The sequence below is a fragment of the Pyrodictium brockii genome, from assembly GCF_055379715.1.
Genome location: NZ_AP042401.1, coordinates 338,335 through 363,272 on the forward strand (window position 1 = coordinate 338,335; position 24,938 = coordinate 363,272).

The 24,938-nt window shown below is 59.6% G+C and carries 24 protein-coding genes, 3 tRNA genes, 1 other RNA gene and 1 pseudogene; 10 read left to right on the forward strand and 19 right to left on the reverse strand.

The features are described from left to right. Positions 1–4: 4 nt before the first annotated feature. The gene (locus ACZ42Y_RS01950; RefSeq protein WP_058370049.1) at positions 5–1,264 is read right to left on the reverse strand and encodes a phosphoadenosine phosphosulfate reductase family protein; all 1,260 of its coding nucleotides are present in this window, start codon (positions 1,262–1,264) and stop codon (positions 5–7) included. 110 nt (positions 1,265–1,374) lie between these two features. After that, entirely contained in the window at positions 1,375–2,424 is a 1,050-nt protein-coding gene (hemB, locus tag ACZ42Y_RS01955) for a porphobilinogen synthase (RefSeq protein ID WP_236698061.1), read from the reverse strand. Between the two features lie 111 nt (positions 2,425–2,535). Between hemB and ACZ42Y_RS01960 the strand changes: the two genes are divergently transcribed. Beyond that, positions 2,536–3,168 carry a hypothetical protein gene (locus tag ACZ42Y_RS01960; RefSeq protein WP_058370048.1) on the forward strand — a complete coding sequence of 211 codons (633 nt, stop codon included), beginning with the start codon at positions 2,536–2,538 and terminating at the stop codon, positions 3,166–3,168. Beyond that, positions 3,158–3,469, forward strand: an RNA gene (ffs, locus tag ACZ42Y_RS01965) — signal recognition particle sRNA. Before ACZ42Y_RS01960 ends, ffs begins: the two co-directional genes overlap by 11 nt. A 215-nt stretch (positions 3,470–3,684) precedes the next feature. Here ffs and ACZ42Y_RS01970 read toward each other — a convergent pair. The 3 genes from ACZ42Y_RS01970 to ACZ42Y_RS01980 all read right to left on the reverse strand — a co-directional run bounded on the left by ACZ42Y_RS01970 (position 3,685) and on the right by ACZ42Y_RS01980 (position 5,589). Then, positions 3,685–4,158: a hypothetical protein gene (locus ACZ42Y_RS01970; protein WP_236698181.1), complete on the reverse strand. Its 474-nt coding sequence runs from the start codon at positions 4,156–4,158 to the stop codon at positions 3,685–3,687. Between the two features lie 84 nt (positions 4,159–4,242). Beyond that, the gene (locus ACZ42Y_RS01975; RefSeq protein ID WP_464735562.1) at positions 4,243–5,025 is read right to left on the reverse strand and encodes an RsmB/NOP family class I SAM-dependent RNA methyltransferase; all 783 of its coding nucleotides are present in this window, start codon (positions 5,023–5,025) and stop codon (positions 4,243–4,245) included. A 45-nt stretch (positions 5,026–5,070) separates the two neighbouring features. Then, entirely contained in the window at positions 5,071–5,589 is a 519-nt protein-coding gene (locus ACZ42Y_RS01980; RefSeq protein WP_464735563.1) for a hypothetical protein, read from the reverse strand. 92 nt (positions 5,590–5,681) lie between these two features. Here ACZ42Y_RS01980 and ACZ42Y_RS01985 point away from each other — a divergent pair, with 92 nt between their 5' ends. After that, the gene (locus ACZ42Y_RS01985; RefSeq protein WP_058370046.1) at positions 5,682–6,032 is read left to right on the forward strand and encodes a hypothetical protein; all 351 of its coding nucleotides are present in this window, start codon (positions 5,682–5,684) and stop codon (positions 6,030–6,032) included. On the opposite strand, the gene ACZ42Y_RS01990 is transcribed toward ACZ42Y_RS01985, so the two are convergent. After that, a complete protein-coding gene (locus tag ACZ42Y_RS01990; protein WP_058370045.1) occupies positions 6,003–6,824 on the reverse strand; it encodes a nitrilase-related carbon-nitrogen hydrolase in 822 nt (273 codons plus the stop codon). The two genes, ACZ42Y_RS01985 and ACZ42Y_RS01990, sit on opposite strands and share 30 nt — an antisense overlap. A 433-nt stretch (positions 6,825–7,257) precedes the next feature. Between ACZ42Y_RS01990 and ACZ42Y_RS01995 the strand changes: the two genes are divergently transcribed. Further along, positions 7,258–7,527: a hypothetical protein gene (locus ACZ42Y_RS01995; protein ID WP_058370044.1), complete on the forward strand. Its 270-nt coding sequence runs from the start codon at positions 7,258–7,260 to the stop codon at positions 7,525–7,527. A gap of 220 nt (positions 7,528–7,747) precedes the next feature. Here the strand turns inward: ACZ42Y_RS01995 and ACZ42Y_RS02000 are convergent, their stop codons facing one another. The 9 genes and pseudogenes from ACZ42Y_RS02000 to ACZ42Y_RS02040 form a co-directional block, all read right to left on the reverse strand. Next, entirely contained in the window at positions 7,748–9,388 is a 1,641-nt protein-coding gene (locus ACZ42Y_RS02000; protein WP_236698058.1) for an amino acid permease, read from the reverse strand. A 125-nt stretch (positions 9,389–9,513) separates the two neighbouring features. Next, a tRNA-Arg gene (locus ACZ42Y_RS02005) sits at positions 9,514–9,591 on the reverse strand. A gap of 85 nt (positions 9,592–9,676) precedes the next feature. Next, the gene (gene tpiA, locus ACZ42Y_RS02010; RefSeq protein ID WP_083494574.1) at positions 9,677–10,459 is read right to left on the reverse strand and encodes a triose-phosphate isomerase; all 783 of its coding nucleotides are present in this window, start codon (positions 10,457–10,459) and stop codon (positions 9,677–9,679) included. Between the two features lie 160 nt (positions 10,460–10,619). Further along, positions 10,620–11,798, reverse strand: coding sequence for a fructose-1,6-bisphosphate aldolase/phosphatase (fbp, locus tag ACZ42Y_RS02015; RefSeq protein WP_058370043.1), 1,179 nt, complete (start codon positions 11,796–11,798; stop codon positions 10,620–10,622). Positions 11,799–12,654: 856 nt separating this feature from the next. Continuing rightward, positions 12,655–13,272, reverse strand: coding sequence for a hypothetical protein (locus tag ACZ42Y_RS02020; RefSeq protein WP_058370042.1), 618 nt, complete (start codon positions 13,270–13,272; stop codon positions 12,655–12,657). A 187-nt stretch (positions 13,273–13,459) separates the two neighbouring features. After that, positions 13,460–15,301: a ribosome biogenesis/translation initiation ATPase RLI gene (locus ACZ42Y_RS02025; protein ID WP_058370041.1), complete on the reverse strand. Its 1,842-nt coding sequence runs from the start codon at positions 15,299–15,301 to the stop codon at positions 13,460–13,462. 457 nt (positions 15,302–15,758) lie between these two features. Further along, positions 15,759–16,166 (reverse strand): hypothetical protein, encoded by a 408-nt coding sequence (locus tag ACZ42Y_RS02030; RefSeq protein WP_058370040.1) that lies wholly within the window; start codon positions 16,164–16,166, stop codon positions 15,759–15,761. Between the two features lie 34 nt (positions 16,167–16,200). Further along, positions 16,201–16,818 (reverse strand): phosphoribosyltransferase, encoded by a 618-nt coding sequence (locus ACZ42Y_RS02035; protein ID WP_058370039.1) that lies wholly within the window; start codon positions 16,816–16,818, stop codon positions 16,201–16,203. A gap of 322 nt (positions 16,819–17,140) precedes the next feature. Then, positions 17,141–17,320: pseudogene (locus tag ACZ42Y_RS02040) on the reverse strand (30S ribosomal protein S17e); the annotation flags it as partial. A gap of 140 nt (positions 17,321–17,460) precedes the next feature. Here ACZ42Y_RS02040 and thsB point away from each other — a divergent pair. The 4 genes from thsB to ACZ42Y_RS02060 all read left to right on the forward strand — a co-directional run bounded on the left by thsB (position 17,461) and on the right by ACZ42Y_RS02060 (position 20,853). Next, entirely contained in the window at positions 17,461–19,161 is a 1,701-nt protein-coding gene (gene thsB, locus ACZ42Y_RS02045) for a thermosome subunit beta (RefSeq protein WP_464735564.1), read from the forward strand. A 136-nt stretch (positions 19,162–19,297) separates the two neighbouring features. Further along, entirely contained in the window at positions 19,298–19,900 is a 603-nt protein-coding gene (locus ACZ42Y_RS02050; RefSeq protein WP_236698180.1) for an adenylate kinase family protein, read from the forward strand. Beyond that, positions 19,869–20,516 (forward strand): translin family protein, encoded by a 648-nt coding sequence (locus ACZ42Y_RS02055; protein ID WP_058370035.1) that lies wholly within the window; start codon positions 19,869–19,871, stop codon positions 20,514–20,516. Before ACZ42Y_RS02050 ends, ACZ42Y_RS02055 begins: the two co-directional genes overlap by 32 nt. 94 nt (positions 20,517–20,610) lie before the next feature. Then, positions 20,611–20,853, forward strand: a complete 243-nt coding sequence (locus ACZ42Y_RS02060; protein WP_058370034.1) for a hypothetical protein — start codon at positions 20,611–20,613, stop codon at positions 20,851–20,853. Positions 20,854–20,903: 50 nt separating this feature from the next. Here ACZ42Y_RS02060 and ACZ42Y_RS02065 read toward each other — a convergent pair. Beyond that, positions 20,904–20,991: transfer RNA gene (locus ACZ42Y_RS02065), tRNA-Ser, on the reverse strand. 76 nt (positions 20,992–21,067) lie between these two features. Between ACZ42Y_RS02065 and ACZ42Y_RS02070 the strand changes: the two genes are divergently transcribed. Further along, entirely contained in the window at positions 21,068–21,799 is a 732-nt protein-coding gene (locus tag ACZ42Y_RS02070; protein WP_464735565.1) for a helix-turn-helix domain-containing protein, read from the forward strand. Here the strand turns inward: ACZ42Y_RS02070 and ACZ42Y_RS02075 are convergent. Next, on the reverse strand, positions 21,762–22,148 hold the full coding sequence (locus ACZ42Y_RS02075) for a nascent polypeptide-associated complex protein (RefSeq protein WP_058370033.1): 387 nt from the start codon (positions 22,146–22,148) through the stop codon (positions 21,762–21,764). The genes ACZ42Y_RS02070 and ACZ42Y_RS02075 overlap by 38 nt on opposite strands. A gap of 166 nt (positions 22,149–22,314) precedes the next feature. Between ACZ42Y_RS02075 and ACZ42Y_RS02080 the strand changes: the two genes are divergently transcribed. Beyond that, the gene (locus ACZ42Y_RS02080) at positions 22,315–23,598 is read left to right on the forward strand and encodes an MBL fold metallo-hydrolase (protein ID WP_058370032.1); all 1,284 of its coding nucleotides are present in this window, start codon (positions 22,315–22,317) and stop codon (positions 23,596–23,598) included. Between the two features lie 239 nt (positions 23,599–23,837). On the opposite strand, the gene ACZ42Y_RS02085 is transcribed toward ACZ42Y_RS02080, so the two are convergent. Then, positions 23,838–23,996: transfer RNA gene (locus ACZ42Y_RS02085), tRNA-Tyr, on the reverse strand. A 73-nt stretch (positions 23,997–24,069) separates the two neighbouring features. Further along, positions 24,070–24,912, reverse strand: coding sequence for a hypothetical protein (locus tag ACZ42Y_RS02090; protein ID WP_058370031.1), 843 nt, complete (start codon positions 24,910–24,912; stop codon positions 24,070–24,072). Positions 24,913–24,938 lie beyond the last annotated feature (26 nt).

Genomic DNA, 24,938 nt, shown 5'->3' on the forward strand with positions numbered 1-24,938 from the left:
GATATCAGGAGCCCTGGCCCCCGGATAGCCGCTCGGCCTCAACTAGCCTAGAGGCCTCAGCTGCCCTAGACACCGCCTCCTCGTAGGCCCCGCCCACGACCTCGCCTATCAGCTCCACCGCCTCCTCGGGCGTCACCCTCTTTGCCCTGGGCAGCGGGTTGACCCAGAGGCTGCGATACGCTGCCTCCAGCCTGCTGCGCCTTATCTCCTCCAGATCCATGCCTTCAACCGTCTTCTTCACTCGGTAGAGCTTCACCGCTACAGCGGGGTGATGCCTCCAGAGGTGTTGACGGCGGAACTCCTCCCAGGGGATCCCGGTATCACTGTAGTAGCGCCGGTAGCTAGTCTTAATCGCCTCCTCTATGAGGCCCGGATCCTCGAGTAGGTCCATCTCATCCTCGCTAAACTCGTGGAGCGCCTTGTAGGGGCACATTAGGCATGCAACGCGGGGCAGCCCCTGGAGGTAGTCCGGGTGCACTAGGCCGAGGTCCCGCACGATCTTCGCAACGTCCAGGAGAGTCCATATGTATATCGGTCTTATCCTGCCTCCATCATAGAGCCTGGGCCTCCTGGGGGACATCCGGTACAGCCTGTTAAACCTCTTGAACGCCTCTGTCATCCGGTCCCCGTCGGCTATAGCGTCGGGCCTCCTAGCCTTCCTCAGCCTCTTTATAGGCCGTAGCTTCATGTAGGTGCACCAGCGCTTCCCACGGTAGGGGAGCCCCTCCTCCAGCAGCCTCCTCCTCATAAGCTCCCTATCAGCCTCCACAACCTCTATCTCCACGCCGAGCCTCTCCGCAGCCTTGACTGCGAAGTCTATGTTCCTGGGCGGCTCCAGGTAGGAGACGTGGCTGTAGACCGCGTAGACGTGGAGGCCGCGGACACGCTCCTGCAGCCGCGCCAACACCGCCAGCGCTGCAGTGCTGTCCTTGCCCCCGCTGAAGTTCACCATCACGGTCTTGCCTTCGAGCTTCTCCCCGTACTCCCTGTAGACCCAGTCAACGTACTCATCCAGGTCCCAGGCCACGTAGACGAGGGGCCACGGTATGTCCTCGACCAGCCTCGCGTACTCCACCTGGACGCCGCCAGCCCCAAGCACGCCTCCCGATAGGAAGCTGTCTATCCTCACAGCCTCCTCGGCATCCAGCCAGAGGTAGCGGCCGCGCAGGCTACCATCCGGCCTATACAGTACACTGAACTCCACCGATGAAACAGCGTACCCTGTTACCTCGCCGCTACTGCTCAGCGCCGGATACCTCTCCATTGAGAGCCCCTAGCTTCTTGGCACAGCGCTAATCCCTCTATAAAGTCTGGCTTGAGCCCTCGAGGCTGCGCTGGCCCGGCGGGCAGGGGAGGAAATAATGGATTTAGAAATTAGAACGGGTTGTAGCCCTCGCGGAGCCATCTCGCCACGTCGAGCGCATGGTAGGTTAGTATTAGGTCCGCACCGGCCCTCTTGATCGCCGTGAGTATCTCGAAGGTGACCAGCTTCTCGTCGACCCAGCCCTTCTCGGCCGCAGCCTTCACCATCGAGTACTCGCCACTCACGTTATAGGCTGCCAGCGGGTAGTGGGGAAAACTCTCCTTGACCAGCCTTATCACGTCAAGGTAGGCCAGGGCAGGCTTGACCATCAGTATGTCGGCGCCCTCCTCAACATCGAGCATAGACTCCTTTATAGCCTCCATAGCGTTGCGGGGGTCCATCTGGTAGCTCCTCCGGTCCCCGAACCTGGGGGCGGAGCCGGCAGCCTCTCGGAAGGGGCCATAGAAGCCGCTAGCATACTTCACCGCGTAGCTCATTATGCCTACCTCGCTGAACCCCTCCCGGTCGAGGGCCTCTCGTATAGCCTTAACCATCCCATCCATCATTCCCGAGGGCGCTACGAAGTCCGCGCCGGCCTCCGCGTGGGTGACAGCCATCCTGGATATGACCTCGAGCGTCGAGTCGTTGTCTATCAGCTTCCTGCCTCTCTTTTCAACGGGTATCCCGCAGTGCCCGTGGCTCGTATACCCGCATATGCATACATCGGTGAAGATCAGGGGCTCCTCGCCGAAGTCGCGGCGTATAGCCTTAATGGCTCTAGGCACCGGGCCCCGGGGGTCGTAAGCGTAGCTGCCCGTATGGTCCTTCTTCTCGTCCGGGACCACCCCGAAGAGGATGAAGGCCTTGACGCCGAGCTCTAGAGCGCTCGACACTATATCCGTTACCTTCTCGACAGGGTAGCGGTACTGGCCGGGCATTGCCGCTATGGGCTCGGGCTCGTTGATGCCCTCACGGACGAATACGGGGTATATGAGGTCGTTCACCGTGAGCGCCGTCTCTGCCACGAGGTCCCTTATCGCCTTGGTCAGCCTTAGCCTACGGGGACGCAGCTCGGGGAACCTGGGCATGGCAGACACCATTGCTAGGGGCAGCCTGGGCATCCACGAGGTATAGGCGCACCACCAGGGATTATAGGTGCTGCCACAGCGCTAATCTATTACATAGCGCCAGGGCTCAGCAAGAGGAGTTACCGGTTACTGGGTCTGGACGCTATGGGGGAGCCAGAGTTCCTCATAGTCTACCACGAGCCCGGGGATCCCTCGGAGCACCGGAGGGTGCAGGAGCTGGCTGCACGTATAAGAGAGCTGGCAGGGGTAGAGCTGGAGGCCATCCCGCTCAGGGAGTTCAAGAGGTGTAGTAGGTGTAGACGTGTCTACCTGCTCATGTTCACCCGGGGTGGGCACTGGCTCAGCCTCCGAGAGAAGGGGGTTAACGCGGCCCACATACCGCCCTCGGTCACCGCCGCCGCCGTGGCCGAGGAGCTTGAGAGGCGCGGCCTGGACCGTGTAATGCTTGTGGCGTTGAAGGCCCGCCGGCTAGTGAGGGGGCAGTCCGAAGACCTGGAACTGATTGCCAGGCTCCTCCAGGCTAGGGGGCTCCGGGCGGAGGCGAGGATACTCGATAGCCTTGAGCCGCCGGAGAGGCCGGAAACCCGGGAGCCCGTGGCCCCGGTAGCGCTGCTCGCGGGCAGGCTTGTGAGAGCTGCATGCATGCTCACCAAGGGGCCCTGCCTAGGCCCCTTCATCGACTATGGCTGGTGGCACCTACTCGCATGGATTACAAGCGATATAAGAGCGGGCCTAGGGGAAAATCCCGGGGGGCCGAGGAGGGCTCCGCGCGGGTAGGGCCGGGGGCTCGCCCTCCCCCGAGCCCCGAAATGGGCGTAATGCGGGGGCCAGTAACCCGCACGTCGGCCGTAGTGGTCCAGGGCAGACCCGGCCGACCCATGACCCCCGTCCCGCGGGGCCGGCGGCGGCGGAGCCCCCTCCGGAGGGAGGGAGGCTACCGCCCTTACCGGGGGAACCAGGCCAGGCCCGGAAGGGAGCAACCTAACCCCGGACGCCCGGCGTTCGCGGGGCCACGGGGTGAGGCAACGGCCGGGCCCCCTGCCCTGGGCCCCTACGGCTGGCGTGCGGGGGCCGCGCGGGCCCTCGGCAACCCCCTGCCATCTGCTCCTCCTGGCCGGTTCACAGCCTAGGCGCCAGGCTACGATTTAATTAGGAGGGCCGGGAGCGGTAATTGGTCATGGCCCGGGTATCGCCCGGGGTGACTGCGCCGCGTAACGGCGCAGAAGGGGGATGACCCCGGGTATCCGTTCCAGGCCCCGTAGCCCTGGGCACAAAACGCTTGGAGAGGAGAACCTACTCCGTCACAGCGATGTATTCTGGCAGCCATGTAAGCAGCTCCTCTATAACCTGGTCGGGGTCGCTTATCTCCTCTACTTCCTCCTCCTCGGCCGAGAGTATGCCCTGCAGAGCATGGATTATGGCGGACAGGGTGAGCGTATAAGACTCCTTCATCAGCCTTGAGAGCTTGTCGGCTGCATCGGTTATCCTCTTCCAGGCGTCCTCTGCCTCAAGGGCTACGCAGAAGTCGTCGGGCTGCTCGGTGCCGAAGTGGCAGGCCAGGTAGAGCTTGTCTGTTATCCTTACCCCGACTATCCTTGAGCCCCTGTACTCCTCAACGCCCACTACCGCGTGGCCTAGTCCCTTCTCCACTATCTCGCGGAGCGGGAGCCTCGAAAGGGGAGGCCCTTGAATGCTTCCACGGAGCTTTATGCCTCTCAGAGGCTCGAGCGCTTTATATACGTCGTCATACTTCACTGTAACCTGCATAGACAAGATGGAGTCTCCCTCCCGCTGCCCGTGTCCCCCGGGGCTGCGGCTGGAGAGGGCGGAGGGCTATACATGGATTTGCCGCTAGAGCTTGACCAGCTTGGCTATGAAGAAGCCCTGCGTGCCGTGCAAGTGGGGGAGTAGGCGCTGGCTCCTGGGCAGCCGGCGGGGCCTCTCCCCTAGCACCGGCTCCGGCTCCACAAGCTCTAGCTCCTGATGGCGCTCAAGGAGCCTCCTCACAACCCATATAGTCTCGCTTCTGGTCAGCGTGCAGACGCTGTAGACTATGGTGCTGCGTGGAGGAGCTGCCTCCGCCACCGCCGAGACTATGCGGAGCTGGAGCCTGCGGAAGTAGTGTAGGTCGCCGCGGCCAAGCCAGAGCTTAACCTCGGGCTCGTACTGGAGCCTCCCTATATCGGTACACGGCGGGTCCACGATTGCGGTGTCGAATCTCCTTAGGTAGGGGCTGCGGGCGTCTCCAGCTACGAGGTCTACCAGGTGCCCGATGGAGAGGCGGGCCCGGGTCCGTTTAGCCTCGACCAGCCTGGAGGGTTTAACATCGCCTGCAACGACGTAGCGGGCGCCCAGCCAGGCCATGTGGCTCGCTTTCACCGCCGCACCTGCTGTAGGGTCTACGGCCACCTTCCCGCTGGGCGAGGCCACCCAGGAGACCAGGGCTGAGGCCTTGTCCTGAATAACGTAGAGGCCCTTCTGGTACTCCTCGGTCCTGGCGGCCATGGAGTCGCCGGATACTATCCTGGCAACGTCGGGGAGGTCCCTATCCGGCTCAATAACCACCCCCTGGCGGCCGAGCCTCTCCCTCAGCCGCTCCATGTCCACGCCGGGCTTCACGCGTATCCAACGCACGGGGTCCCGGTTGAGGGCCGCAAGCAGCTTGGGCAGCTCGGGTATCTAGGCCTCCATAAGCTCCTCTATCATCCAGCGCGGAAAGCTGTAGAGGACGCTAAGCCTCTCAACCCCGCTAAGCCCCCGGACGAACTCCCCTGGATCCGCGCCGCGCAGCTCAAGGATCTTCTCCGGGTCGAGGCCTGCGCGGGGTGCCAGCCTACGGGCGCGGCTCGGCTTCAGCTTACCGCTTATCGCCTCGTAGGCAAGCGTGCGGGCAAGCATCCACCTCGTAGAATGGCTTGCTGGGCCATAACCGAGGCTGGTGAGGACCCTGTCAAGCAGGATGTAGTTACGGGCAACGCCCAGCGTTAGTACCCTCACGACAGGCTTCATATAGTCCAGCTCGGGGTGGCGGCTGAAGAACCTGGTCGCTGTGTCGCGCAGCGAGGTGCGGCTCCTCACCGTCTCGGCTAGCACTCTAGCGGCGACCTCCTCCGGAAGTACCATGGCGTCTACACCGTGTCCTCCAATCGCCGGCAGCCGCCTCTTCAACCCCATGGATTCTGGGCGGCTCCCAGGCAAGCATAAGAGCCATATTTGGGTTACAATACAATGTGATCTAGTGTACATCAATTCAGTGTAGGTGTAGTAGAGAATATCGAGGGCGGGGAGCTATGCCTGCCCCGGAGATGGCCGGCGCTAGGAAGAGGATCCTATGGGCCCTGGTGGGCGTCGTAGGCTACATTCTCAGCCCGCTCTCCTGGTGGAACGACGCGTTCGTAAACGTGCCCATAGCGCTGGCTGTTGCATGGGTTCTCGAGAGGCTGTTTGGACTAGCCAAGCCTCTGGGCTTCTACATAGGCTACACAGCGTCCAACGTGCTCGGCCTCTACCTGCTCGCCCTGGGTGTTGGCGGTGCGGCGGCTAGGAAGCCTACATGGCGTCAGCTGCTCAAGATCGCTGTAGTGGGCGCAGTGTATACTGTGATAGCAACACTAGTCCTCTCCTGGCTCGGCCTCCTCTAGCCCCATGAGCCTTGCCGCGAGGGGCTGGAGCCTGAGCAGGGGCAGGAGCCTGCGTACCTCCTCTAGATAGCCCCTGTCGACCTCAGCCTCCACATAGCCTTCGCGGGCACCCGCGTCTACAACCACGAAGCCCAGTGGATCAACAACCATGCTACGGCCGGTGAAGTCGGGCCCCAGAGCCGAGGCCACAGCAAGGTAGACGGTGTTCTCCGAGGCCCTAGCCTGGGCGAGGAAGCGGAGCTGCTCCTCCTTACCCGGGCCACGGTACCATGCAGTAGGCACCGCCACCAGCTCGGCGCCGCGCAGGGCCAGGCTGCGAGCCACCTCGGGGAAGCGGAGTTCGAAGCAGATGAGAGCGCCCACACGGAGCCCTGCAGCATTAACGATTCTCGGCGGCTCTCCTCCCCGGCAGAGCAGGCTCGACTCCCTGTAGCCCAGCGCGTCGAAGAGCAGAGTCTTCCGGTAGAGAAGCTCGACCCCGCCACTAGGCTTCACAGACACCACAGAGCTGTATAGACAGTCCCCGCCCCTCTCCAGAAAACCTGATACAATATATGCACCATATTCTGTCGAGGCCCTGCCCAGGGCTTCCAGGAAGACACTGTCCCCCAGGCCTTCGGCCCTTTCCCTCAGCCCATCACGGGAGAGGCCGGCGGGGTAGACGTTAGCGTACTCTGGCAGCAGTATCAGCCCGGCCTCCACCCTCGAACGTGACAGTATCTCTAGGACACGCTCACCACTCTCGCGGGGCTCGCGGCCCGGCTGGTACTGGAGCAGCCCAACCCTAGGCATGCTGTCAAACCCGCACGCGAGACGGGAACGCCGGAGAGGTGATCGCGATCGCACTGGGGCCTGCTCTGGCCCCTATACGTGTACCGGAAATGGGGCAGCGAAGAGGCCAGATATTGTAGTCCTTGAGCTGTCCTCAACCTCCTTGAGGATATCGGGAGACAGGGCTCTCGATATAGTAGCCATAATGGCCTTGGCTTCAACGTCGCTGGAGCACTACTTCCCAGGCATGTGAGGCATCGGGGCAGCGGCATCGGAACCATCCGCTCTATGGTGGATAAGGTGGTTTAAGGAGGCGTCACACGTCATAACCTTGTACCCTCTCAGCTAGCACTGTAGGCGCTTCCATCCCTGTCAGCTTCTTCTCAGAGACAGCCGGTGCATCCACCGCGCGTATAATAGTACCGCCTCACGGGTATGAGAGCGTTCTATTGTCGTGCTTCGAGCCGAGCTGCGAGAGGCTAGAGCAGGGATTATTGGAGACTACCCGTCTAGGAGGAGGGAGCTACTGGAGAAGGACAGGACGTGGTTCATGCGGAGAGCCGGGGAGTGGAGGAGGCCGAGGAGAATACCAGAGCTTGACGCTGGCGGAACCAGGGTTCTCTTCGCCGATGGTAGAGTCTTCGAGCACCAGGGCGTGAAGCTCAGGTTTACGGGGCCTCTATTCCACTGGGTGGAGTTGATGGGCCTCCGATGTACCTGCTAGGCTACATGCTCAACCGGGCGAAGCTTAGGAGAGCCGTGGAGAACGCTGTAAGGATAATCAGGGGCCTCTAGGCTGGATCTCGCTACATATGATCACCACTGGCTAGGGAGCCGAGGTCCCGGGAGAGGACTATGGAGGTTTGGAGGGAGACGGAGAGGCAGGAATGAGGCTTGTAACCGCCGCCGAGTATCCGGGTGGAGCCGGTGGCGCTCCGCTACCGCTAGCTGGTCCTCCTCTGCTCAGCCGGCTTCTTCTCTGTAAGCTTTAGGTAGCGGCCGCTGCGGCGGAGCCACTTCTCCTTCTCCTGGGGCGAGGAGACGTGTATATGGAGGGGGTGCAACTGGAGCCCCGCCTCCCTCCTAACCCTGGCCTCGAGCTTCCTGGATGACATCTTCTCGCTCGTGGCTACAAGGAGGTCCACGTCGTGCGACTGCTCTAGCTCCCCACGGGCTATGCCGCCCACGAGATAGAGCTCGAAGTCCCTGAGTACGCGGTTGAGCACCGCCACTACCCGTGGGATCCACTGCCTCCACCCCATCTTCAGCCTCTCCCTCTCAACGAGCCGATAGTCTATGTAGCCGGCTATCCTCCGGCCAGTAGCGGCCCGGTAGAGCCACTCCGCGGCGAACGAGCCCGCCAGGAGGAGCAGAAAGAGCGCCGCCTGGCCCGGCTCGCGGGCAGCAGTGTAGCCCACCAGGAGCGCCAGGACAGCCAGCGATGAGAGGAAGCCCGTGAGGGCTAGAAGGGGGTTAGCCTTGGCCTCTCTACGCAACCTGTAGGCGGCGAGGTCCACCATGGCGAATATGAGGAGGAAGCCAGCGCTGCCCGCGAAAGCTATGGCCTCTAGTCCCTCAGTGTTCACGAGCACGAGGGAGGCCAACGCTATTATTAACAAGCCCTCGGGGGCGTGCCTCCAGACGCTCTTGGCCATTACGCGCGGCAACTGCCCATACCTAGCCACCACGTAGCTTATCCCCGCTGTACCATATAGGGTAGCGTTTATCGCTGAGGCCGTCGAGGCCAGGGCGGCCGCAACAACGGTATAGAAGCCCGCCGAACCCATCTCCCTGGAGGCCACCTCCGCGAGCGCGTAGTCGCGGGCCCTCACGACCTCAGAGGGCGAGAGTATGCCGGCGGACACGAGGGCTATAGCGATGTAGACAGCTGTCACAGTGGCCACCGAGGCGTAGTAGGCTTTTGACAAGTCCTCCAGGGAGGAGGCCTCGCCCGCCGCATTGGCTATTAGCTCAAACCCCTCATAGGCTAGGAATATGATCATCCCTCCTACAACTATGCTTGATAGCTGCGGCCACCTGGAGGGGGAGAACCTGCTCCACTCAACCATCAACAGCCCCGGCAGGGCGACCAGGAGGAGGACGGCCAGCTTAAAGAACACGAGCGCATCCTCAACCCTGCTTGACACTAGCCCGCCGAGCGCATTGACGAGGGTGAATACGACTATAACCAGGCTAGCCAGGAGGTGGGAGAGCAGTCGGCCGCCGCCGGCCAGGCTGGCAGCATAGCTCCCGAAAGCGTAGGCGTAAAGCGATATCATAACCGTGTAGCTCACTATGAGGAGGATGTTGAGCCCGCCGGCCACCAGCCCGGGGCCATAGCCCCGGACGAGGAACTCCACCGTGCCGCCGCGGCTCGGGTACCTCATGGTGAGCCTTGCGTAAGAGTAGGCCGTAGCAAGCGCAACGAGCCCGGCGAGGAGGAACGCCACCGGGGCCCCGGCCCCCGCCAGCTGCAGGCTGAGGCCCAGGACGGCGAATATACCGCCACCAATCATGCCCCCAACTCCGATGCTGAAGGCCTCTCTAAACCCCAGTGTGCCCCCTTCAGCAATCCTGCCGGACAAGGCCAGGAAGCCCTCTCTAGCAGCCCGGGTGGATGGAGATATCAGAGCTGCTTGGACCCACATGCCACGTCTATGCCGGGGCGGCCGGGAGCCCTCTAGGAGTGGCGTGGACCAGCAGGGGCGTGTGGCGGGCCCGCCGGGATTTGAACCCGGGACCTCCGGCTCCGGAGGCCGGCGCTCTATCCTGGCTGAGCTACGGGCCCAGCCAGCCCGGGGTGGCCCCGTGGCTTCCGGAGTCTCCACCGCCGGGGGGCTCTATACCCCTTCCGCCCCCCGGGCCGGCGGACTCTATCCCTGCTTCTCAGCAGCCTTTGCCAAGGCTTCGGCCAGCTCCAGCATCTTAGCCTCCGGGTCCTTGGCCTTCATAACCGCTGAGGCCACTAGCACGCCGGCTGCCCCAAGCTCCAGCGCCCTGGCCGCGTCCTCGCCGCTGGTTATCCCTGCACCGGCAAGCACCGGCACCTCAGGGTTGATCATCCTAACCATTCTTATACTGGATGTTATCACTTCCGGCTTAGCCTTGGAGACAGGTAAGCCCGTACCTATAAGCTCCGGCGGCTCCACAGCCACCATCGTAGGAGCGAACACAGCCGCAGCAGCAGCGGCAGCGGGGGTGTCCGCGCAGACAAGCGTCTCCAGCCCGAGGCTTGTAGCACGCCTAACCAGGAGGTCTATGTCGCTGAGGCGTAGGCGGCGCTCGCTATGGTTGAGCAGCGTGCCCTTTGCTCCAGCCTCCTTGACCGCCTCTAGCGGGATAAAGCCCGTGTAGGCGCCAGGCTCTACTGGATCCACGTGCTGCGCGTATACAACAACCTTGTCCAGAGCCTCGCTTATCCTAGCTATCTCGGTAGCTGGCACCGCCAGTATGAAGCGCACTATACCATCGTACTGCTCCGCGAGCTTCTCGGCCGAGAGCGCTATGGCTAGCCCGGCACTGCCGAAGGCTGTTGGATAAGCCTTGTAGTTCACAGCCAGCACCGGCAGCCCCCGGGGCTCCGGGGCGCCGCTGGTCTCCTCCTTCCTGTGCGACGTGTACTGCGCATGTAGCGAGGAGAGAAGCACCGTACCCATAATGCTACGCCCCCAGGCCAGGAGAGCCGGCGCCACAGCCTCAAGGATTTAGGGCTTAGCGCCCCGGGTAGGCGCGGTGGACGAGCCAGCTGAAGGACTAGACTCAGTGCAGTGGGGACGTAACTTTTAGGCTATTGGCTCAAAAACCCGGGGAGGAGCGCTAGTCGTGGGCCTCCGACTCCGCCTCCTTGACTACACCGCGCAGCTTCACGTGGACGTACTTGGTGTAGTACTCGGCGTCGGTGAACCTGTTCTTGAGCTTCTCGAGCACCTGGGGTAGCGTGGTGTACTCCATCTCCTCTGGGCCCAGCCTGTGGGGCATGAATGGGCCATGGCGCCTCATGTAATCGGCTATCTGCTGCGCGAGCCTCCTGGTCTCGTCAAACGCCGGATCGTCGAATAGATCTACCGGGCCTATCAGCCTACCCTTGGTTATGTTGAAGCCCAGCCCTATTATCCTTGGAGGGCCGTCGAATCTGGTGCACTTAGCGTCGCGCAGGCCGACAGGCATCAGCGGGCCCCAGTGGCTGCCCCTCATCCAGCCAGCCACGAGGTGGGGGAAGCTGAAGGGCTCGAGTATCTCGCCGAGCGCCGGGAACCCGCTCTGGGCACGCACGATAGCTACTGGATCATCCTTGCCCACGTAGCGGCCTGCTATCAAGTTGAGCCTCTCGCTGCTCACAACAGCTGCTATCTCATCGTCGCTCTTCCTATACACCCTCTTTATCACATAGCGGCTGGGTGTACCTATGAGAGCCAGCAGGTCATACATCTCCTCGGGCGAGTTTAGCACAACGTACTTGCCCTCATAGAGGTCGAGCACCTCAAACTTGAAGCCATCATGCATCCTCGGGTCTATCACAAGACCGGCAGTGTTGAAGGGATCCGCAAATATCTTGAAGAGCGGCAGGTTGAAAGCGCCAGGCTCGGTCTTGTCAGCCATGAACACTACTATTGGCTCGCTGCGCCTCTCCACTATCTCCATCTCGGCTACGCCGGGGCCCAGACCCCGCACATTGCCGGAGAATGCGTCGCTGAGCAGATCCTGCCCGGCAGCATAGAGGCCTAGCTCCTTAGCCACCTCAGCCGCCTTCTTGAAGGCCTCCCAGGCGAGGCCATGTATATCAGAGCTGTCAACACCCTTACGGTGTGTCATTATGAGCTGGAGGTCGTCACCAACGTGGGTTACATAGTAGTCTATGATGGTGCCCTTTCTCTTAGCCTCGGCGAGGACACGTGCCGCTGCAGCCATGGTGTCAGGGTGAACCTTGTGGTGGCCGGCTATACTCCCTATATCAGCCTTTATCACGCTTATCGTTACACGCCTCTCGTCGGACATTGTGGACTTCACCACTCTAGCCACCATAAATGCGGTTGTATAAAGCCTCTTCTAGCCAAGCAAAATTCCATGAGCAAGGGGTGGGGTGCTAAGAGTCAATTGTCAATTCCAATTAAGAGGAAGGAAGAAGCCTCGAAGAAGAGTACCTGGTAATACCCTTGCTGGGAAGGACTCTATCCTGGGTAGCCTCATAAAACCTTAGTATGAAGAAAATTCTTATTATTACATACTGCTTGATGGAATTTAAAGAGGTTTTGCTGCCTGGACAGGCGATTGGCGCTGGCATGCAGGCCTCTTGCTTAGCCTGACAGGCTACGTGCACTGTTAGCCCCTCCCTGCAAGGTATCATAGCGGCGCATATCTCATGTTAACCTGTTATGCATTTATGTAACAATTATAGAGAGTTTACCTATATATTAGGCGATATGAACCCCGTACCATAGGGATTACGGTTGATCCGGGAGAGCCCCTGCATGCACCCGCACAGGATAGAAGCCCAGGCCTATATGAGGGTATGATGCTCCATGTAGCTCGAGAAGAGAAAATTTGCTGCAACCACTCCACTTATTAGATACAAAAATTTATAAATTATGGTAGTTTATGATAGTAGTAAGTGTTTCATCCATTAGCGATGATCGTTGATGGACAGCCTGGAGGCTCGCCGCATCTTTCACGCGCTTCAGGGAGGAGGACGAGGGATCCAGACCTGCAGCCTAAGCATAATCATGTCGGGGTAAGCTTCAGAGGTAGCTCATAACCAGCACGGGCCCTACCCGGCTCCTAGTGGGGTGGAATAGCGGAGTTACATAAAGGCGCGCTGTCTTGGGGGATGGGGTCTTTAGGGCCATCCCCGCGGTTAAATGGTGCCTCCCCTCTCTGCAAGCTTGACAGCCAGTTCTCTGCTCACCAGCCTGGCCCCGGCTCCTAGAGAAACCGTGAGCTCCTGGAGCGCGTATAGGAGGAGAGGTACTTCGCCCCATATCCTCCTGCCGCGGAGCTTCTCCGTGAGCCTCGCAAGCCTTCTACCCACAAACCTGGCAAGGGCCTTTATGGCGTCCTCGATGCGTGATGCTAGGTTCACTGCTTCTCTCCGGGCCATCCTCCTCGCACCTACCGTAAAGCCGCGTGGAGCGTAGATTATGTATACTAGGTCGGCCCTGTTGAACACCTTGCCTCTCAAGCTGGCTACACGGCTGCGGAGCCTCCTTATGCGGCGTTGCAGCTGGCTCGGGGAGATGGGCCTGCTCTCCTGCGTGCTTGTGTAGAGCGCTACTACCAGGGGGCTGCTGGCCGGAAGCTGCAGAGTCACCACGGTGACCGTGTAGTCGCTGGACTCGTCTACCCTTGAGACGCCTGTCAGGAGCGGGTTGACCAGCCTCCATGCAGTGTAGTACCGTCTAGCACCCCTTAGTAGGGGTAGTAGTAGCTGGTTGACAGCCTCGAGCCGCCGCTGGCGCCGCTGTAGGCTGTGCATAGCCACCGTGTCCCCCGGGTTCGACCCCCCGGGGCCTGTGGTAGATGATGCGTTTCTGGCTCTGAGGATCCTAGCCGTCCTGACAGGGAGTGGTAGGGCTCCGTCCCCCGGTATCAGAGTGCTTCTCTCCTGTCAGGGTCTATGGACTATCGCGCCAGGCTTAAGGCGCTGCCGTCCCCGGCCGGGGCTACTCCTCCGTCTCTCCCTCCTCCTTCTCGCTGGGCCTCGGTAAGTAGTAGTACTTGCCTAGCCTCTTCTGCATCCTGTCCAGGAAGCTTCCCTCCTTGTTGATCCTAGGCCTCCCGGTTTCAGGGTCCTTCCTTATCGTTATGCCCAGCTCCTTTAGGAAGAGGTTCATGCCCTCATGCAGGGGGAGGGGTCTTGAAGCCTTTCCATGCCGCCCTGGGGTGCCGGTGAACACTAGTATCTTGCTGGCTATGTAGTCCTGCACCGCTATATCGTGTTCAACAACGATGGCGGCAGCGCTTCTGGCCTCTGTGAGCCTCCTGATAGCCTTGGCTACGGTGAGCCTCTCCTCCACGTCGAGGTATGCTGAGGGCTCGTCGAGTAGGTAGATGTCCGCTTCTCTCGCCAGCGCGGCGGCTACGGCAACCTTCTGTAGCTCGCCGCCGCTTAGCTCTCTAAGCTTCCGGTCCAGTAGCCGGTCTATGCCGAGCCTCCTCACAATCTCTACGTTAAGCCAGGATCCCGGCGAGAGTGTGGAGGGGTTGGCCTCTCTGAGTAGCTGCTCTACAGTCTTCTCCTCGCCGAGCACCTCGGGGTTTATATACTGGGGCTTGTAGCTCACCTTGAGCTGCCCCTCTGGCTTCTCCACGCTTCCCTCTGCGGGCTCCAGCTCGCCGGCTAGTGTGCGCACGAAGGTGGTTTTGCCTATGCCATTGGGCCCTACTACGCCGAGCACCTCGCCCTCGTGGAGATCCCCGGGCTCGGCCTCTAGGCGGAAGCCGTTCAGGCGCACTAGGAGCCTACTCCAGCCGATGTAGCGTTTCGCCTCAGCGCTGGCCTGCCGGGTGAAGCTTATAGTGTATCTTATTGGCTCGCTCCTTATCCTCATGTTCTCGGCTGGCAGGTAGCCTTTGAGGAAGTAGTTTATACCGGCGCGCACACCGTAGGGCTTGGATGCTATGCCGTAGACTCCCGGCTCGCCATACATTATGGCTACGTGGTCTGACAGGTAGTCTAGCATAGCTATGTCGTGCTCCACCACTACGGTGTAGCTATCCCTGGGCACATAGCTGCGGATGGCCTTTGCCACTCGTATGCGCTCCCTTATGTCGAGGTAGCTGCTAGGCTCGTCGAAGAGGTAGAGGTTGGCGTCCTTGCTCAGCACAGCTGCAACCAGGAAGCGCTGTAGCTCGCCGCCGCTGAGCTGCCTCACGTCGCGGTCGAGAAGACGCTCCAGGTTAAGATCCCTGGCCAGGTCCCTCCATAATCCACGTTCGTCGGCCCGCTCTAGCAGGTCCCGCAGCCGCCCCTTTACCCTGCGCGGTACAAGGTCCACGTACTGTATCTTGTGTGCGGCTCTTATCTTGCCGTCCGCGAGCATTTTAAAGTAGTTCTGCATCTCGGTGCCACGGAACCTCTTGATTATCTCGTCCCAGTCGGGTGGCGCCCCCTCAACTATACCCAGGTTGGGCCGCAGCTCGCCGGCGAGTATGCGGAGGGCGGTAGACTTCCCTGTGCCGTTCTTACCTATTATGCCTAGTATCCTCCCCTGCCGGGGCACGGGTACCCCGTAGAGCTTGAATCCATTAACCCCGTAACGGTGTACCAGCATGCGTTCGAGCTCGTCTGGAAGGTTCACTATGCTTATGGCCTTGAAGGGGCACTTCTTCACGCATATGCCGCAGCCTATGCAGGTCTCCTCATATATGACGGGCTTCCTCCTCTCTGGGCTCATCTCTATAGCCTTGCCTCCTGTCAGGTTTACGGGACAGAACGCTATGCACTCCTGGTGGCACTTGCTGGGCTTGCATAGATCATAATCTATGACAGCTATCCTCACCATTCCAGCGCTCCCTGAGGAGAAGGCCCACAGGCCCAGCGGCTCATAAGGCTCTGGCGGCGCGTACATCCTAGAGGCAGATGACGGTACCTATATAGGGCTCTAGGAATGGCCCAACTTGGGGGTATGGGGAGTGGTGACGGCACCGAGCCGCTCCTCGGCCTGCTAGTTGAGAGCCCTTGCCTTAAAAACCCGGGGAGACGGCGGTGAAGAAAGGCAAGGTATGCCGACGCCCCTCGTTACCTTACCACTCCTCTTCCTCCCACTCCTCCTCTTCCTCCTCTTCCCACCATTCCTCTTCTTCCTCTTCCTCTTCCCACCACTCCTCTTCCTCGTCTAGTATGAGCCATTTCATTATGCCTCACCATGCTTGGCGGGCTCCATGCTCCCCGCTCTTGGCGCTTTTCTTTAACTCTTATCCTAAAGGCCTCCCCGGAGGCTATGAGGAATCAAAAGGGGCCTACTCGCCCTGCATCCGGTAAACCCGCTCGCGCAGCGGGAAGACAGCAAGCCTCGTCTCCCTAGTCCGGTCGCAGCTGCCGGCGGTGCAGGAGCTTGGAGGCTCTAGGACGCCGGGGATAAGGCTCTGTGGCAGTCGGTTTGCGGGGTAGACGGCTACGATCAGCACACGGCCTCCTGGCCGGGGCTTGTAGCTATGTAGGACGTCCGCTATGTTGCGCTGGCCGGCGAGGTATAGGAGGAGGTCTATCCCGGGGTTCCTAGCTATGCCAAAGCCCCTTACCCTGGCAGCGTACACCGCGAGCGCGGCGGAGGCTATCTCCTCCGGGCAGTAGCGGCGAGCCAGGCTCTCCGCAACCAGGGATACCAGTGCTTCGCGGCCATCGGCAGGGCTGAGCTCCTCCTCCAACCCCTCCCGGTACCGGGTGCAGAGCAGCTCGACCTTAAGGTTGCCTATTCCCGGCAGCAGCTGTACCCAGCTGGCGCGTGTTGAAAACCCTCTTGAGGAACCCAAGGTCTTCACCCGTTATTCTCGCCGCCTCCTCGAGGGTTAGCCCCCTCTTCTTTACAAGCTCCTCGACGGTCTCCGCCTTATCCCAGGGGAAGATTATCCAGGCATCAGTCTCCTCGGCGTAGAAGTCAGGCCGGTACATTGACCAGGGCTTGAGGTAGAGGGCGGCTGTGAGTATCCTCCGGGGCCCGTAGTGGGAGAGGAAGCTCACAGCCATGTTGAAGGTCTTCCCGGTGTCGGCTACATCGTCTACTACCAGCACTACCTTATCCCTTATGTCGGCTATAAGGGGCTGGGTGACTACGGGCCTCTCAGAGGTCTCGCCGATCCCCCGGTAGAACTTAATCTCGAGGGCCCCCATCACGGGTGTGCCTAGATAGTCTGAGAGCAGCCTGGCCGGGATCCATCCGCCCCGAAGGACTCCCACGATGACGTCAACCTTTATCCCCTTACTTAGCACCTGCTCGGCTATCCTCGCGCAGCCGTCCTCTACCTCGCGCCAGGTTACAGGCTTAAACTTGACAGGCTCTGGATGGCCTTGACCCGCCAAGGCATCTGGCGCCCCCGGTTGCCGGCGTCACTCCCATCCCATGGCTCGTGGGCTCAGGCCCCCGGGCTTTTGGGCCTCAGGGTGGCCTAAGGGTGCTGCGCGGACGGGGGTAAAGGAGCCGGGCTCCCTAGTGCGGGCCCGGGGCTGTTGTAGAGGCTTATGTCTAGCTCTCCGCTGCTGGCTGGCCTTCGCCGGCCTGCTGGGGCTGTTGCTGCTGCCCCGCCTCTGCCGGCTGCTGCGCCGCCTGGGCTAGCAGCGCTGCCCTGGTCTCCTCGGCGTGCTGCTGCTCTATAAGGTACTGCAGCTGCCCCGTCCTCTTGTATATCTTATATAGCCTGGTGACGTAGCCTGCTATCTGGTTCCTCAGCTTCTTCGAAGGCGTCTCTATAAGGTTTGATACCACGCGCTTGTTATGCTCGAAATCCTCTGTGAAGAGGTCGGGATACATTGACAGCAGCTTACGCGCGGTGCGCTTGACTACCCCGATCCTTACTTTACCCATTACATGCCCCCGGGACCGGCCCCGGCTCTTCCGCGGGAGATATACCTTGTGGAAGCCCCGAGAGCAAGGTTTATATAGAAGCACTCTGAAGGCAACCTACCCGGACGTAGCGCATCAAAGGGATGGCTAGAGGTGGAACCATGTCTGCGCCCGCGCGCGCGGTCACAGTGGAGCCCACCGGTGTGCCGGTGCTCATACTCAAGGAGGGCACCCAGAGGACCTACGGCCGCGAGGCTCTACGCGCTAACATAATGATAGTGCGGGCGATTGCCGAGACTCTGCGCACCACCTACGGCCCCAAGGGCATGGACAAGATGCTAGTCGATAGCCTCGGCGACATAACTATAACCAACGACGGCGCCACCATACTTGACAAGATGGATGTCCAGCACCCGACTGCCAAGCTCGTAGTACAGATAGCTAAGGGCCAGGACGAGGAGGTGGGTGACGGCACCAAGACTGCCGTGATACTCGCTGGTGAGCTACTCCGCGTAGCCGAGGAGCTCCTCGATAAGAACGTGCACCCCACAATCATAGTCAGCGGCTATAAGAAGGCGGCAGAGGAGGCCATAAAGAAGCTCCAGGAGCTGGCCGAGCCCATAGACATAAACAACGATGAGATACTCAAGAAGATAGCCAGGACCAGCCTCACCAGCAAGGCTGTGCACGGCGCCCGCGACTACCTGGCAGAGATTGTAGTCAAGGCAGTCAAGCAGGTCACCGAGAAGCGCGGCGACAAGTGGTACATAGACCTGGACAGCATACAGATAATAAAGAAGCATGGTGGCGGTCTCCGCGACACCCAGCTAGTCTACGGCATTGTGCTCGATAAGGAGGTTGTGCACCCAGGCATGCCCAAGAGGGTTGAGAACGCCTACATAGTGCTGCTCGACGCCCCGCTTGAGGTGGAGAAGCCGGAGATCGACGCCGAGATAAGGATCAGCGACCCGACCTACCTGAAGAAGTTCCTCGAGGAGGAGGAGCGCATACTAGAGGACATGGTGGAGAAGATCTACAACGTTGCCGTTGAGAGGATGAAGAGGGACGGCATGGAGCCTGGTAAGGCCGGCATAGTGGTGATAACCCAGAAGGGCATCGACGAGGTGGCCCAGCACTTCCTAGCCAAGAAGGGCATAATGGCCGTGAGAAGGGTCAAGAGGAGCGACATAGAGAAGATATCCAAGGCCACCGGAGCCAAGATAGTGAGCAACATTGAGGACCTAACTCCAGAGGACCTGGGCTTCGCCAAGCTAGTTGAGGAGAGGAAGGTCGGCGAAGACAAGATGGTGTTCATAGAGGGCTGCCCCAACCCCAAGGCGGTGACTATAGTGATACGTGGTGGTCTCGAGCGGCTGGTTGACGAGGCTGAGAGGAGTATACAGGATGCTATGCACGCAGTAGCCGACGCTATAAGGGACGGCAAGATAGTCGCGGGCGGTGGCGCTGTCGAGGTAGAGCTGTCCAAGTATCTGCGCGAGATCGCTCCGAAGATTGGCGGCAAGGAGCAGCTAGCGGTAGAGGCCTTCGCCCGCGCCCTTGAGGGCCTGCCGATGGCGCTGGCCGAGAACGCGGGCCTGGACCCCGTGGAGAACATGATGAAGCTGCGCGCCGCCCACTCCAAGCCGGACGGCAAGTGGTATGGTATCAACGTGTTCAACGGCAACGTTGAGAACATGATGGAGCTTGGCGTAGTGGAGCCTGTAAGCATCAAGGCTAACGCCATCAAGGCCGGCACCGAGGCTGCAACCATGGTGCTGAGGATAGACGACATAATCGCCGCCGCCCGCCGCGAGGAGAAGGAGGAGAAGGAGAAGGAGAAGAAGGAGGAAGGGGAGGAGTAACCCCCTATTCATCCAAACTCGTTTTTAAAGGAGTAGAACCACTCTATAAGGGGCTTTCTGTCGCCCTGCCTACATTAGTCTCTTAGTAGGGTCTTAGCCTCCACCTGCTCCACGGGAGCGTAGCGTCTTGATTGTTGTGGCGGGTGTGCCCGGTACCGGCAAGAGTCTTGTGGGCTCGCGTGTGGCCAGGCTCCTCCTGCGCCGCTTTACAACACTCTCGTGGATTGTCCTGGAGAAGGGGCTCTGGACGGGCTATGATGCTGATAGGAGAAGCTTCATAGCAGACTATGATAGGCTTGTAAGGGAGATCCGCTACTACCAGGACTATGTTGTTGAGACCCACTGGCTGGAGCCCTTCGAGACCATTCTCGATGCCATTGAGGCTGTTGTAGTGACGAGATGCAACCCCCTGGTGCTCCTGGAGCGGCTGCAGAGGCGTGGGTGGCCTCCAGCAAAGATTGCCGAGAATGTTGAGGCCGAGCTGGTGGGGGTAGTGGCTGCCGAGGCCCGGCGGCTGGTGGATAAAGGCGTCCCGGTGGTTGAGATTGATACGACCCAGATGGATCCCGATGACGCTGCAAAACTTGTGGTTGATATGATCGGCAGGGGAGTGTCTCGCTGCTGTATAGACTGGCTCTCCGTGCTAGAGGGGGATGAGCTAGGGTTTTTGCTTGAAAAGCTCTCTAGCCTGGGTGGTGCCCCTCTGCATGAGCGGCGCGGGAGTGCCGAGGCTGGCTGAGATACGTGTAGACGAGCTGGCTCAGAGGTTTCGCGGCATTATATCCGAGATAGACGCTGTGCTCTCCAGGAGGGAGGAGGCTAGGGATAGCCTGATAAAGACCGGCCGGGACATTATCAAGATGTCCGGCTGGGCTATAAATGCTCTTCACCGGGGCCTCGTCGATGAGGCGCGTGGCTACATTGAGGATATGGATAGGATTGTTAAAGAGTTCCTGAAGCTTGCCAGGAGCGATAGCTTCCTGCTGGAGAGCGGCTTCGTTTACAACGTCTTAGCAGAGTATGTCGAGGCCAGAGTGTTCTACAGCATAGTGGTTGAGGGGAAGATACCCAGCCACCACGACCTTGGAGTGGGAGAGGTCCCCTACCTCCAGGGGCTGGGCGACGTCCTAGGGGAGCTCCGCCGCCTTGCACTAGACCTTATGCGTTCCGACAGGCTGGAGGAGGCAGAGGTAGTACTTGACCTAATGGAAGCCCTCTACTACGAGATGCGTGCACTAGAGTACCCTGATGCGCTCATACCAGGCGTCAGGCATAAGGTTGACGTAGCACGGCGGCTCATAGATGATACTAAGTCTCTGCTCCTCAGCGTAAAGGCTAGGAGGGGATGCGGGTAGATCGGCGATGAGAAGCTATCGGATGGACCCGCTCACGGCTTTTATGGATACCTTTTGCCGCTATCTACGCGACCGGGGGGTAATGGCTCTCTCGATGGCTAGGGCTACTGGCCAGAGGAGGCTTCGAATATCCCTCTACGGCCTCTGGCGGCGCCACGAGGCAGAGGAGACAGGATATATGAGATTCATGGATGTTGTAGAGGAGCTGCTAAGATGCGGGGAGTGCCTGGAGAAGCTCAGGGAGAAGGGAGTGGAGAAGATAGATGCTTCGAGCAAGGAGCCCTACATGGTTGTAGATGTTGATAAGCTCCAGCAGCTCCTCCGGGAGTGCAGGTAGGTGGGATGATGCGGGAGAACGGGAAGGCGTCTGGGCCCTCTGCAGCTCGGTGGCGCCGGGGGCGGGATTTGAACCCGCGCGGGGTGGACCCCCACCGGCTTAGCAGGCCGGCGCCCTACCAGGCTAGGCGACCCCGGCATCCATTTCGAACTATAAGGCTGAGGGCATAGGGGTTAAATCCTTTTCTGTAGATATTAGGGGTGGTATAAGAGAGATGGTCGAGCCCTCCTGGCCCCCGCGTGTGGTGCTCGAGAAGATAGCTAGGCATATCGCTGGAGAGATTGTCATGAGTGAAAGTCCTGGCAGCGTGCTCAGGAAGTGGAGAGAGATATTCGCCGCCAGCCAGCTTGACGTGGCAAGACACATGGGCGTCACCCCCAGCGTTGTAAGCGACTATGAGAAGGGCCGTAGGACGCCTGGCTCTCAGTTTATACGGAGGTTCGTTGAGGCGCTGCTGGAGATCGATAGCGAGCGTGGATGGAGCGTTGTCTCCCACCTGGCTAAAATGCTTCAGCTAAACTACCTTGGAGCCGTCATAGATATGCGCGAGTTTGAGAGCGGCGTTGAGCTGGAAAAGGTGGTTACTAGCGTGAAGGGGTTCCCCGTAAACTCATACCTGTTGAACGAGCGTATATACGGCTACACTGTTGTGGACAGCCTCAGGGCCATAATGAGTCTTAGCGGGAGCGAGTTCCTTCACCTGCTGGGCTCTACTACGCAGCGCGTGATAGTCTTCACTAGGGTCACCACGGGCAGGAGTCCGATGATAGCTCTACGAGTATCAACGATTAAGCCGGCAGCCATGGTGCTGCATGGGCCGCGTAAGCTGGACTACCTGGCCCTCTGGATGGCTGAGAGCGAGAGGGTCCCAGTGATACTAAGCCTGGCGAAGAGCGTCGACGAGCTCGTCAGCGGCCTTCGCCAGCTCGCTTCCTCTCCTCGATAAGCATTATTGCCGCTGCTATGTCGCCCTCGGCTTCCTCTAACGCCTTTCTGGCCTCCTCGAGGCTTACCCCAGTCTGCTCCGCCACCAGCCTTACGTCCTCCTCGCTAACTTCTGCTCCCACGGTCTCCAGCCCTGCCTCCCTCTCCTCGACCTGCTGGGCAAAGGCCTGCAGCATGAGAGCCCCGCCGGGCATCTTAACCACTAGGGCCTGGGGGGTTATGAGGACCAGCTCTCTGCCCTCACGCTTCCTTATAACAATCTCCTCAGCCTCAAGGGTCTCTATGTCAACATTCTTCAGTCCAAGCCTCTTGAGCTGCTTCTTAAGCTCATTCGGGTTGAACCTAAGCAAGAGCCGGGCGCACCCCGCTTACCCTGCTACGGGTCAGCGGCGTGAGCCATTATAGTATATAATGGCTAGTTTGCGTTGCATGTTCAGGGGTGCCACAATTCGTTGTGGGAGTGTGTGAGGTTATGCCTCCTCCGGCCCTTGAACACATGTCGTAGAGGGGGTAGCCTTGGGTAAACCTGTGATCAGAGTACTAGGTGGAGGCAAGGAAGTCGGCAGAATGTCAATACTCGTGAGGAGAAACAGTGGGGATAAGAGAGGCATACTACTTGATGCGGGAGTCAACTTTGATGACGAGGATAGGCCGGTATTCGCAGCCACCTATCCGCCAAAGTACATTGACGCCATTATACTCAGCCACGCCCACCTAGACCATATAGGCACTGCGCCGATGTACTTCATCTCCGGCAATCCACGGGTCTATGCTACGCGCCCAACGATCCAGATGGCGAAGCTCATGCTAGAAGACTTCCTCAAGCTTAACGGCTACTACTCGCCCTATGAGCACCGTGAGGTGCAAACGCTCCTCGAGGCGGCAGAATACATAAGGTACGGCCAACGTGTCGATATAGATGGTGTCGAGGCTTCAGCCTACTCGGCGGGCCATATACCGGGCAGCACCTTTGTTGTGCTCGATATAGATGGTGTCAGGATAGGGTTCACGGGAGACATAAACACTATCGAGACGAAGCTGATGAAGCCTCCGCAGCTCGACGCCATAGGGAGAATTGACGTATTAATAACCGAGGCGACTTACGGAGCCTCCCTTCACCCGCCGAGGGAGAGGGCGGAGAAGCGCCTACTCTCAATAGTAGAGGAGGTTGTAGACCGCGGCGGTACCGTGCTGATACCATCGTTCAGCATAGCTAGAGGCCAAGAGATGATGATGATCCTCGCCGAGCACGATCCCGGAGTGCCTGTGTACGTTGACGGTATGATAAGAAAGGTGACAGAGATATTCCTGGAGAATAGCGAGTACATTAACAACCTACATCTCCTCCGCAAGGCCTACGAGGAGTTCAATATAGTAAAGGGCTGGCGTGATCGTAATAGGGCTTGGAGGCAGCCCAGCGTAATAATAGCGTCGGCAGGCATGCTTAAGGGGGGACCAAGCCTCTACTATCTAAAACGTATAGGCGGAAACCCCAGGAACGCAGTAGTCCTAGTTAGCTTCCAGGCGCCAGGGTCCAATGGCCGTAGGATAGTGGAGGAGGGACTTATGCCAGGAAGCGAGGAGCCTGTAAGAGCCAGGGTTGAATGGCTAGACTTCAGTAGCCATGCTGACTACAAGGGGCTGCTGGAGGTTGTGAAGGCTACCAAGCCTAGAATGGTGGTTATAGTGCACAGCGAGGAGGACGTGGCTAAAGAGTATGCGAAACACGTAATGGATACGGGGATACCTGAAAAGATCGTAATAGGAGAGAATAATAGTGATATAGCGGTGGATGCCTAGCTTCACCGCTTCAAAGCCTTGGACCCTATACATGCTCGCGTGCACAGCCGCTATCTAGTTTTGTCGGCTGAACCCCCTCCGGGTCTGGCAGCTCGTGGCTTGCAGGCCGGACTTCTACTACCTATTTAAATCGTTCAAGACCCTAGCTGCATCAGTGGTTTGCACCGGCTCTCGCCGGTGGCATGTGGCGTGAGTGTGGTCTAGGAGCTAGCAGGGGGTGGGATGGGTTGCCCGGGCGGTGGTCCCGCCGCGGGGATTCGAACCCCGGACCGCCCGGTGTCTGCCCCCAGGCCCCCGTGCCGGCGCGCCCTCATCCAGGCCCCCTGCGGGGGCGTCGGGCGCGTGGGGGGCCTGAGCCCCACCTACAGCCGGGCGCTCTGCCGCTGAGCTACGGCGGGATCCCTCCAGTGGACCGCCATGTAGGGTACGGACAGCTAGACCGGGTTTAATAGTGTTTCTCGTATTGGTGTTTTAGATCTTCAACCCCCTGCATGGAGCAAGCTTGTTCGCGTAGTCGCTGTACTGGGTTATCACTATGCATTTCTCTACATTGTAGTCTTCGGCCAGTCTCGAGAGAATATTTGCGGGAAGGTCAAGGGGCTCTATTATAACGAGCGTGCTCGGCCCGGCTCTCTCTAAGGCGGAGAGCATGCCAGCTATCTTATCGCTTATATAGAGCTTGTTTCCAAGCCTCTCTACAGTAATCTTGCCAGCCCCATCAACTTGCAGGCTGGCCAGAATGTTTTCGTCCAGAAGGTTCTTCAGATCTATAATGAGTACTGGGCCCTTGCTGGCACCCGCCAGCTTTCGCAGGAGCGGTGCGATCAGCTTTGCTCTAATCTGCGTGGCACAGCACTCCGTGTTGGTGTGAGCTTTCGCCGTAGGCCTTGTACATGGAATCGCCTTTATGCTATCCATGTACGAGTTCAATATCTCAATGAGTTCGTGCTGCGTTATTGAGGCTCCTTCTACGAGGAGCAGGGCCCTCGGAGGAGGCCCCTCTACGTTGTACGTAACCCTTCTGGATGTAAGGGATAGCCGGCGGATCAGATGCTCGAGATTCCTTGCATCATTGATGAGGTTTTTCTTGGGGGCTATCTTTGAGGATATAAGCTCTACGCATATGGCTGCTTTCCGCCTGCTCCGAAGGTAGTAGCCGGCCAGCACGGCCGCCAGGCCCGCTGCAAGGACCCCGGGGTGTAGATGGTGCGCGAGACCTGGAAGCATATGTGCTATACCAGTTATGGGCATCCCTACCCCGTATGCAAGGAGCGCTATAGCCGCTGCCGTTGCAAGCGCTGGCAGCTTATCCACGGCAGGGTATTCCCCGGAGGCTGGGC

Coding starts and splice junctions, on each gene's coding strand:
- ACZ42Y_RS01950 (WP_058370049.1), bottom strand. CDS start 1,264: ATGGAGAGGTATCCGGCGCTGAGCAGTAGCGGCGAGGTAACAGGGTAC.
- hemB (WP_236698061.1), bottom strand. CDS start 2,424: ATGCCCAGGCTGCCCCTAGCAATGGTGTCTGCCATGCCCAGGTTCCCC.
- ACZ42Y_RS01960 (WP_058370048.1), top strand. CDS start 2,536: ATGGGGGAGCCAGAGTTCCTCATAGTCTACCACGAGCCCGGGGATCCC.
- ACZ42Y_RS01970 (WP_236698181.1), bottom strand. CDS start 4,158: ATGCAGGTTACAGTGAAGTATGACGACGTATATAAAGCGCTCGAGCCT.
- ACZ42Y_RS01985 (WP_058370046.1), top strand. CDS start 5,682: ATGCCTGCCCCGGAGATGGCCGGCGCTAGGAAGAGGATCCTATGGGCC.
- ACZ42Y_RS01990 (WP_058370045.1), bottom strand. CDS start 6,824: ATGCCTAGGGTTGGGCTGCTCCAGTACCAGCCGGGCCGCGAGCCCCGC.
- tpiA (WP_083494574.1), bottom strand. CDS start 10,459: ATGGGTACGGTGCTTCTCTCCTCGCTACATGCGCAGTACACGTCGCAC.
- fbp (WP_058370043.1), bottom strand. CDS start 11,798: ATGTCCGACGAGAGGCGTGTAACGATAAGCGTGATAAAGGCTGATATA.
- ACZ42Y_RS02020 (WP_058370042.1), bottom strand. CDS start 13,272: ATGCACAGCCTACAGCGGCGCCAGCGGCGGCTCGAGGCTGTCAACCAG.
- ACZ42Y_RS02025 (WP_058370041.1), bottom strand. CDS start 15,301: ATGGTGAGGATAGCTGTCATAGATTATGATCTATGCAAGCCCAGCAAG.
- thsB (WP_464735564.1), top strand. CDS start 17,461: ATGTCTGCGCCCGCGCGCGCGGTCACAGTGGAGCCCACCGGTGTGCCG.
- ACZ42Y_RS02055 (WP_058370035.1), top strand. CDS start 19,869: ATGAGCGGCGCGGGAGTGCCGAGGCTGGCTGAGATACGTGTAGACGAG.
- ACZ42Y_RS02060 (WP_058370034.1), top strand. CDS start 20,611: ATGGCTAGGGCTACTGGCCAGAGGAGGCTTCGAATATCCCTCTACGGC.
- ACZ42Y_RS02070 (WP_464735565.1), top strand. CDS start 21,068: ATGGTCGAGCCCTCCTGGCCCCCGCGTGTGGTGCTCGAGAAGATAGCT.